General features: G+C 48.9%; 5 protein-coding genes. 2 read left to right on the top strand and 3 right to left on the bottom strand.

Translation table 11 applies throughout. The features are described from left to right. Positions 1 to 343: 343 nt before the first annotated feature. Positions 344 to 661: a hypothetical protein gene (locus G614_RS27275; RefSeq protein ID WP_049948059.1), complete on the bottom strand. Its 318-nt coding sequence runs from the start codon at positions 659 to 661 to the stop codon at positions 344 to 346. A 302-nt stretch (positions 662 to 963) separates the two neighbouring features. Here G614_RS27275 and mgtA (G614_RS0110930) point away from each other — a divergent pair, with 302 nt between their 5' ends. Continuing rightward, complete coding sequence (mgtA, locus tag G614_RS0110930; RefSeq protein WP_027641966.1) at positions 964 to 3,627, top strand: magnesium-translocating P-type ATPase; 2,664 nt, start codon at positions 964 to 966, stop codon at positions 3,625 to 3,627. Between the two features lie 15 nt (positions 3,628 to 3,642). Beyond that, positions 3,643 to 4,146 carry a winged helix-turn-helix domain-containing protein gene (locus G614_RS0110925; RefSeq protein ID WP_027641965.1) on the top strand — a complete coding sequence of 168 codons (504 nt, stop codon included), beginning with the start codon at positions 3,643 to 3,645 and terminating at the stop codon, positions 4,144 to 4,146. A gap of 294 nt (positions 4,147 to 4,440) precedes the next feature. Here the strand turns inward: G614_RS0110925 and G614_RS31930 are convergent, their stop codons facing one another. Beyond that, positions 4,441 to 4,617 (bottom strand): hypothetical protein, encoded by a 177-nt coding sequence (locus G614_RS31930; RefSeq protein WP_044917577.1) that lies wholly within the window; start codon positions 4,615 to 4,617, stop codon positions 4,441 to 4,443. Positions 4,618 to 4,626: 9 nt separating this feature from the next. Then, positions 4,627 to 7,392, bottom strand: coding sequence for a magnesium-translocating P-type ATPase (mgtA, locus tag G614_RS0110915; protein ID WP_027641963.1), 2,766 nt, complete (start codon positions 7,390 to 7,392; stop codon positions 4,627 to 4,629). Positions 7,393 to 7,415: the final 23 nt, after the last annotated feature.

Raw genomic sequence — 7,415 nt, 5'->3', positions numbered from 1 at the left:
AATGGAAGAAGGTACGCACAAGATATAAAATGTTGCGGGCGTTACATTTACCAGAGTGGAAGGTGCATGAGATGGCGAACTGCCGAAAGGGAGTGTGGAGAGCGGCGGGAATGCTCAACTCGGCACTCACCAAAAGAATCATAGTGGACAGACTTGGTTATCCCGATATGACTGCCCACTATTTGAAAGTCCGAGTAAACTATTGAACCGCGTAGTACCGAACGGTACGCTACGTGGTGTGGAAGGGGAGGTTAAAATCTCCCCTATCCGATTGCTCGTATGAAGATTAAAGGCGGTGTGTGGGATTTTCCCGCCAATCCGGAGCGGGTTAATCCAGCAAATTTTATGCAGATGGTTCGGTCCGGGAACGCCCGGAGTCTTTAATAGAAAGGCGTTCCGCAAAAGAGGGCATGACCTGACGCACCATGGCTGCGGCAAGCTCCAGTTTGGATTCTTTTTTCTGCCACATGCGGTAACCTAGAGGGACCGCCAGATAAGCAATCCGGTGGTTGCTCCATATGGGGACACAAAGCATGAGGCTGACAAAGCAATGGCCGTTCAGATAGTTGGAGCCAATGGTATCATCAATGCAGAAGAAGACCGGTTGTGACTTCAGGGAGTCAGGAGTGAGTTTTAAAGCCAGGGATGCCGTTACATTCATGAATCTGGAATAGTCTGCTTTGGAGTAGGAACAGGCAAAGTCGTATAAAGGCAAGAAAAAAACAAGAATTTACAAGAAGTATTTTGATTAAAGTTATGATAAAATATTTTATAGTATTTCTCAACAAACGAAAGAATTTATGGCGTTATTGATTTTGCCAACCTCATTATACCATTAGGAGCTGATTGTTACTATAAAATTGGAGTGATTAAGAGGTTTGCCATGCCTCGCAAAACCGCATAAATATAATGTGCGGAGTTTTGCTCATGGCTAAAATATGATTATAAAGGAGGGACTGTCTCGTGTCCAAAACAACACTATTGGACAGTCGTATCAAAAAATACGCATACCGTGAGGCATCAGAAATATATCGGGATATTGGCGCATCGCCGGATGGACTATCGAGTGAACAGGTTGAGACGATGCGAGAACGATACGGTACAAACAGCTTCACAGAGCGAAATAACGATACGACGGCGCACCGATTGCGACGTGCATTTATCAATCCGTTCAATGTAATTCTCTTTGTCCTTGGTATTGTTTCGCTGGTGACGGATGTTATTCTCGCTTCCAACTTCGCCAGAAACGCCACCACCGCCATCATTATCTTTTCCATGATCCTGATCAGTGGTGTGATCCGTCTGATTCAGGAGCTGCGGGCAAAAAATGCAGCGGAACAGCTTGACCGACTGATCCATGAAAGCATCACTGTAAAGAGAGGCGGAGAACTCATGGAGATACCCGCAGAAGAATTGGTGGTGGGCGATCTTGTCCTGTTTTCTGCGGGCGACCGCGTTCCGGCGGACATCCGGCTGATAAAGGTCACCGACCTGTTCATCTCTCAGGCAGCCATCACGGGCGAGAGTGCCATTTTGGAAAAGAGCAGTAGAAGACTTAGTTACGGCAGTCAGGAAACATTGACCCAGCTTGAAAACCTTGCTTTTATGGCAACAACGGTCATCAGCGGTAAGGGTGAAGGAATCGTGCTGGCGGTGGGCAAGGATACCTTGTACGGCAGTTTCACAAAGATCGATTCCGATGATAAAAATTTCTTTCAAAAGGGTGCGAACTCCATTGCCTGGGTCATGCTTCGCTTCATGGCGGTGCTGGTGCCGACCGTGTTTGTGGTTCTCGGCATATCAGGCGGAAAATGGATGGAATCCTTTGCCTTTGCGCTGTCGGTGGCAGTAGGGCTAATGCCGGAGATGTTGCCTATGGTTATCACCGCCTGTCTTGCAAAGGGCAGCCTTGCCATGAGCAAAAAACAGACTATCATCAAGGACATCAATGCCATGCAGGGCTTTGGCAGCATGGATGTGCTTTGCATGGATAAGACTGGGACGCTGACCAATGAAAGCATCTTGCTGGAATATTACATGGATATTCTCGGCAACGAGAATACAGAAGTTCTGGATCTGGCGTTCCTGAACAGTATCTATCACTCCGGCGTCCGCAATCCTATTGATAATGCAATTCTTGCCTGTCAGACCATGCCGGGTTGTGAGACGCATTATACTGATTTGCTTGCTCGATATCAAAAGACAGATGAGATTCCTTTTGATTATACCCGCAAGTTTGTCAGCACCCTTGTGACAGACGAAAGCGGAGAAAGTCAACTCATTATGAAAGGGGACATCTCCCATATCGTTGCCCGTTGCATCCATGTGGAGTATCGGGGTGAAATTCTGCCGATAGAAAAGGGCGGGATGCAGAGCGTATCTTCTGTGGTAGATGATATGCTCCAGGATGGCATGAAGGTCATCGCCATTGCACGAAAAAATGTAGGACAGCAGAACCAGATCACCCCTGCCGATGAAAAAGATATGATTTTGATGGGGTATCTCGCATTCTTTGATGCACCCAAGAAAACCGCAAAGGAATCTGTGGCGGCGCTCAAAAAATTGAAAGTGTCCCCCAAAATTCTGACGGGAGATCAGGCAGCCATTGCGGTGTCTGTATGCCGCCGGGTGGGCATCTCTGCCGAGACTGTGCTGACCGGTGCCAAGCTGGATGAAATGACAGACAGTGAACTTAGCACGGCGGTTGAGGAAATCCATGTTTTTGCGGAGCTTACGCCGGGTCAAAAGGTTCGTCTGGTTTCCGCTCTGCGGGAAAACGGACATACGGTGGGCTTTTTGGGCGACGGAATCAATGATATTCCGGCACTGAACGAGGCCAATGTGGGTATCTCGGTGGACACGGCGGTGGATGCAGCCAAAGACGCAGCCGATGTGGTTTTATTGCAAAAGGATCTCAATGTGCTGGAGCAGGGGATTTTGGAAGGGCGCAAGACCTTTACCAATATGCTCAAATATATTAAAATTACTGCCAGCTCCAATTTCGGCAATATTTTTGCCATTGTCTGTGCCAGTGCCTTTTTGCCGTTTTTGCCCATGACTTCTGTTCAGCTTTTACTTCTGAACCTGCTGTACGATATTTTGTGTATCGTTCTGCCTTGGGACAATGTGGATGAAGAAGAAACTATGTCTCCGAGGGATTGGTCGGGAAAAACTTTGGGACGGTTTATGATGTCCTTCGGGCCGATCAGCTCCTTGTTTGACATTGCGACCTTCCTGTTCCTGTATTACTTCCTGTGTCCCATGCTGTGCGGAGGGGCAACCTATCTGAATCTTACCGATCCTGCCTTACAGCTTCAGTATGTGTCACTGTTCCAAACGGGATGGTTTTTGGAGTCCATGTGGACGCAGGTGCTGATTCTGCATTTTCTGCGAACCCATAAAGTTCCTTTTGTGCAGAGCAGGCCGTCTGCGTCGGTTATTTGCATTACTCTTGCAGGAGTTTTTGCCTTTACTGCTATTACCTTTACCAGTGGTGCATCGCTGTTCGGCCTGACGAAATTGCCGTTCTGGTATTTCGTGTTTCTACTGATTGTGGCGCTTGTGTATATGCTGCTGACTACGGTAGCCAAATACTTCTATCAGAAGAAGTACCATGAACTGATTTGAAAGGAGGAACCCATCGTGAAAAAGAATATCAGTTTCGTCCCAATGGATTCCGTCCTTGAAACGTGGCTGCTGGAAAAGTTGATGAAAGAGCCGCCGAAAAGTAACTGCGTGGAAGATTTACTTTCCGGTCTCCGGGATATGATCAGCGGAGAGGTATCTTCTTTGCTTTTGGGCGCATCCGAAGAAACAGAGCTTCCTATGGGTGCTGTGCCGGACGGGATGCTGATTGGAGAATTGGAGATTCACCCCAAAGGCCGAAAGGTATTGATGAGCGGTTCAGAAATCAGCTTGACCCCAAAAGAATTTGACATCCTGTATTTTCTTGCGCAGAACCGGGGCGAAGTCTTTACCAAAGAACAGATTTATCGGGCAGTCTGGGCAGACGATTACCTTTGGGATGACAGCAATATCATGGCATTTATCCGAAAACTTCGGAAGAAAATCGAGCCTGACCCGGACGCGCCAAAGTACATTTTGACCATCTGGGGCATCGGGTACAAATTTAATGACCAACTATAACATAGGCGGACTGAGACCACCTTCGGTTTAAGCCGGCCTAAATTTGCCATGATAGATTTATAGCTTTTCCTTTTGAGCAGGCGGCATGTCCATGATGCTTCAGGATCCGTTTCTACCAATGCACGCATGGCTTCAACGAAATCCTCTATACGCAAAGAAACGGCGGCTTTTGAAAGCCGCCGTTTCTTTGGCGTATTTAAGCAACCGCTGCACGACGACTTTTTTTCTTTTGCCGTCGTACGGCAGTTTGCATTTCAATATGGATTCCGGTACAGTACCGGCATAATGGAGCAATCAATCCTTTTTTAGCTCGTCTGTTTTCGGTTTTTTCGGCTTCATTGACCAGAACACGACATTCATTACAATGACGATCAGTAAAACAACTGCCATTGCCACCCAAAAACCGATATTAAGGCCAAGCCATTCGGTCGTTCCGAAAAGGGTCATCCAAATTTCTTTCCAGTTCATCATTGCACCTCCTTAGAGCAGTTCGCCGTAGTGACGGACATAGGCTTTTTTCAAGCTGGTTGCCAGCACCATATACAGCAGGATGCAGGGAATCAGATAAGCAAAGTATGTTGCAGGCAGAGCGACAAATCCCAACATCGTTCCAAAGGCTGTAAAGGGAATTATGGTCAGGACCGTGATTCCAGTCATGGTGAGCAGCGTCACCGGAGCGGATGCGCGGCTCTGGATAAAGGGCAGTTTCGGAGTGCGGATCATGTGAATGACCAGTGTCTGACTCCACATGGATTCCACGAACCATCCGGCTTGGAACATACCAATATACTGTGCCTGAATCGTTGCCAGTTCTGCACCGCTGTAATAAGCAGCCAGATCGTTGAACAGAATGCCGTTGGACACGAACAGGGGGCAGAATACGAAATACATAAAGATGTAGGTCGTAAAGTCGAAGATAGAGCTGGTAGGCCCAATCCAAATCATAAAGCTGCCCACGCTGGATGCATCCCATTTCCGGGGCTTTGCGATAAACTCCTCATCCACGTTATCCCAAGGAATCGCGGTACAGGACAGATCGTAAATCAGGTTCAGGAAAATCAGATGCACGCTCATCATTGGCAGGAAGGGCAGCAGCGCAGAAGCCGCCAGTACCGAGAACATATTGCCGAAGTTGGAGGATGCGGTCATCTTGATGTACTTGATCATGTTGGCATAGGTCTTGCGGCCTTCGATAATGCCCTGCTCCAAAACCATCAGGTCTTTTTCCAGCAGGATAATATCAGCCGATTCCTTTGCTACGTCTACGGCTGTATCCACCGAAATGCCGATGTCAGCGGCTTTCATAGCCGCGGCGTCATTGATTCCGTCGCCCATAAAACCAACGGTATGGCCATTTTCACGGAGGATAGAAACCACACGGGCTTTCTGATCGGGTGTCAGCTTTGCAAATACATCGGTGGATTCTGCTGCTCGTGCCAGCTCTACATCACTCATTTTTTCCAAATCAGAGCCAAGGAGCATATTGCGAACCTTCAGTCCCACCTGCTTGCAGATGGTGCGGGTCACCTTGTCATTGTCGCCGGTCAGGATTTTCGTAGTAACGCCATGGTCTTTCAGTGCCTTGATGGCATCTGCGGTGGACTCCTTCGGGGGATCGAGGAACGCCAGATAGCCGATTAGCACCATTTCGCACTCGTCCTTCACGCCGAACGCACCCACTGGGGACGGATTGCTTTTCTGCGCAATCGCCAGCACACGGAAGCCCTTGTCGTTGAGATCATCCACTGTTTTGAGAATCCGGCTGCGAACCTCATCGGTCAGCGGTTCCACGCCGTCATCACACTCTACGAAGGTGCAGACGGAGAGCATTTCTTCCACAGCACCCTTTGTCACCATCTGGGTTTTGCCCTGCTTATCCTGAACGACCGTGGTCAGGCGGCGGCGGGTGAAGTCAAAGGGAATCTCGTCCACCTTCACATAATTTTCAGACAGATCAAGCAGACGAGAATCCGCCGCTTCTTCTTCCTCTGTCTTATGGATAATCGCCAGATCCATCAGGTTCTTGTAGCCGGTCTGGAAGTAGCTGTTGAGGTAGGCATGGCGCAGCACACGCGTATCGTCCTCGCCCTTAATGTTCAGGTGATATTCCAGCACGACCCTGTCCTGGGTCAGCGTACCGGTTTTATCGGTGCAGAGAATATCGATTGCGCCGAAGTTCTGGATGGAATTGAGGTTCTTGACGATGGTCTGCTTCTTGCTCATGGACACCGCGCCCTTGGCAAGGCATGTGGTCACGATCATAGGCAGCATTTCCGGTGTCAGACCGACGGCGATGGAAATGCCGAACAGGAAGGCATCCAGCCAGTCTCCCTTGGTGATACCGTTGATGAAGAATACCAGCGGAACCATAACGAGCATGAAACGAATCAGCACCCAAGAAACGGCGTTGACACCCTTGGTAAAGCTGGTTTCAACCGCTTCTCCGGCCACTGCGGATGCCATAGAACCAAACAGCGTATTATCACCGACACAAACAACGACCGCTGTTGCACTGCCGGAGACAACATTGCTGCCCATAAAGGCGATGTTTGTATAATCGGTTATGCTGTCTTTGGCCGCGCTGACATTAGGCGTTTTTTCAATGGGCTCGCTTTCTCCAGTCAAACTTGCCTGACTGACAAACAAATCTTTTGCATCCAGAATCCGAACATCAGCCGGAATCATATCACCCGCTGACAGATGCACGATATCGCCGACCACCAGATTATCCATGGGGATTTCAACTTTTACCTGATCCTTACGGGTAACGGTGCAGGTGGTCGTGATCATGGCCAGCAGTTTCTCCGCCGCATTGCCGCTGCGGGATTCCTGCACGAAACGAAGCGTTCCGGAAATAAACACCATTGTGAGAATGATGACCACCGTCAGACAGTCAAAATCCTCCGGCGTGCTGCCAAACAGGGAAAAATACGGGAAAACCATGTCTGTTATGGTGGATACCACCGCCAGGCAGAACAGAATGGCGGTAAAGGGGTTGATAAACGCCCCGGCCAGCCGCTTTGCCAGAGACTTCTTTTTTTCATGCGTTACTCTGTTGCTGCCGTATTTGGCGTGGCTTGTAAATACGCCGCCCGGATCAAGCCCACGAAGTGTGGTATGCAGGTTTTTCAAAACCTCTTTAATGGGATTGGTTGCCGCAAACTGAATGCGGCGGTTCTGCTCGTCACGGACGACTGCCATTTCCGCGGCCTGACGAACAGCTATGCGATTTTCTTTCTTGTTCATTGGTCTTACCTCCTTAATTTTTA

Origin of the sequence: [Clostridium] clostridioforme AGR2157 (genome assembly GCF_000424325.1) — a bacterium.
GTDB lineage: Bacteria > Bacillota > Clostridia > Lachnospirales > Lachnospiraceae > Enterocloster > Enterocloster clostridioformis_A.
Note: the sequence above shows the minus strand (reverse complement) of the source record. Positions and strands in the feature narration are given on the sequence as shown.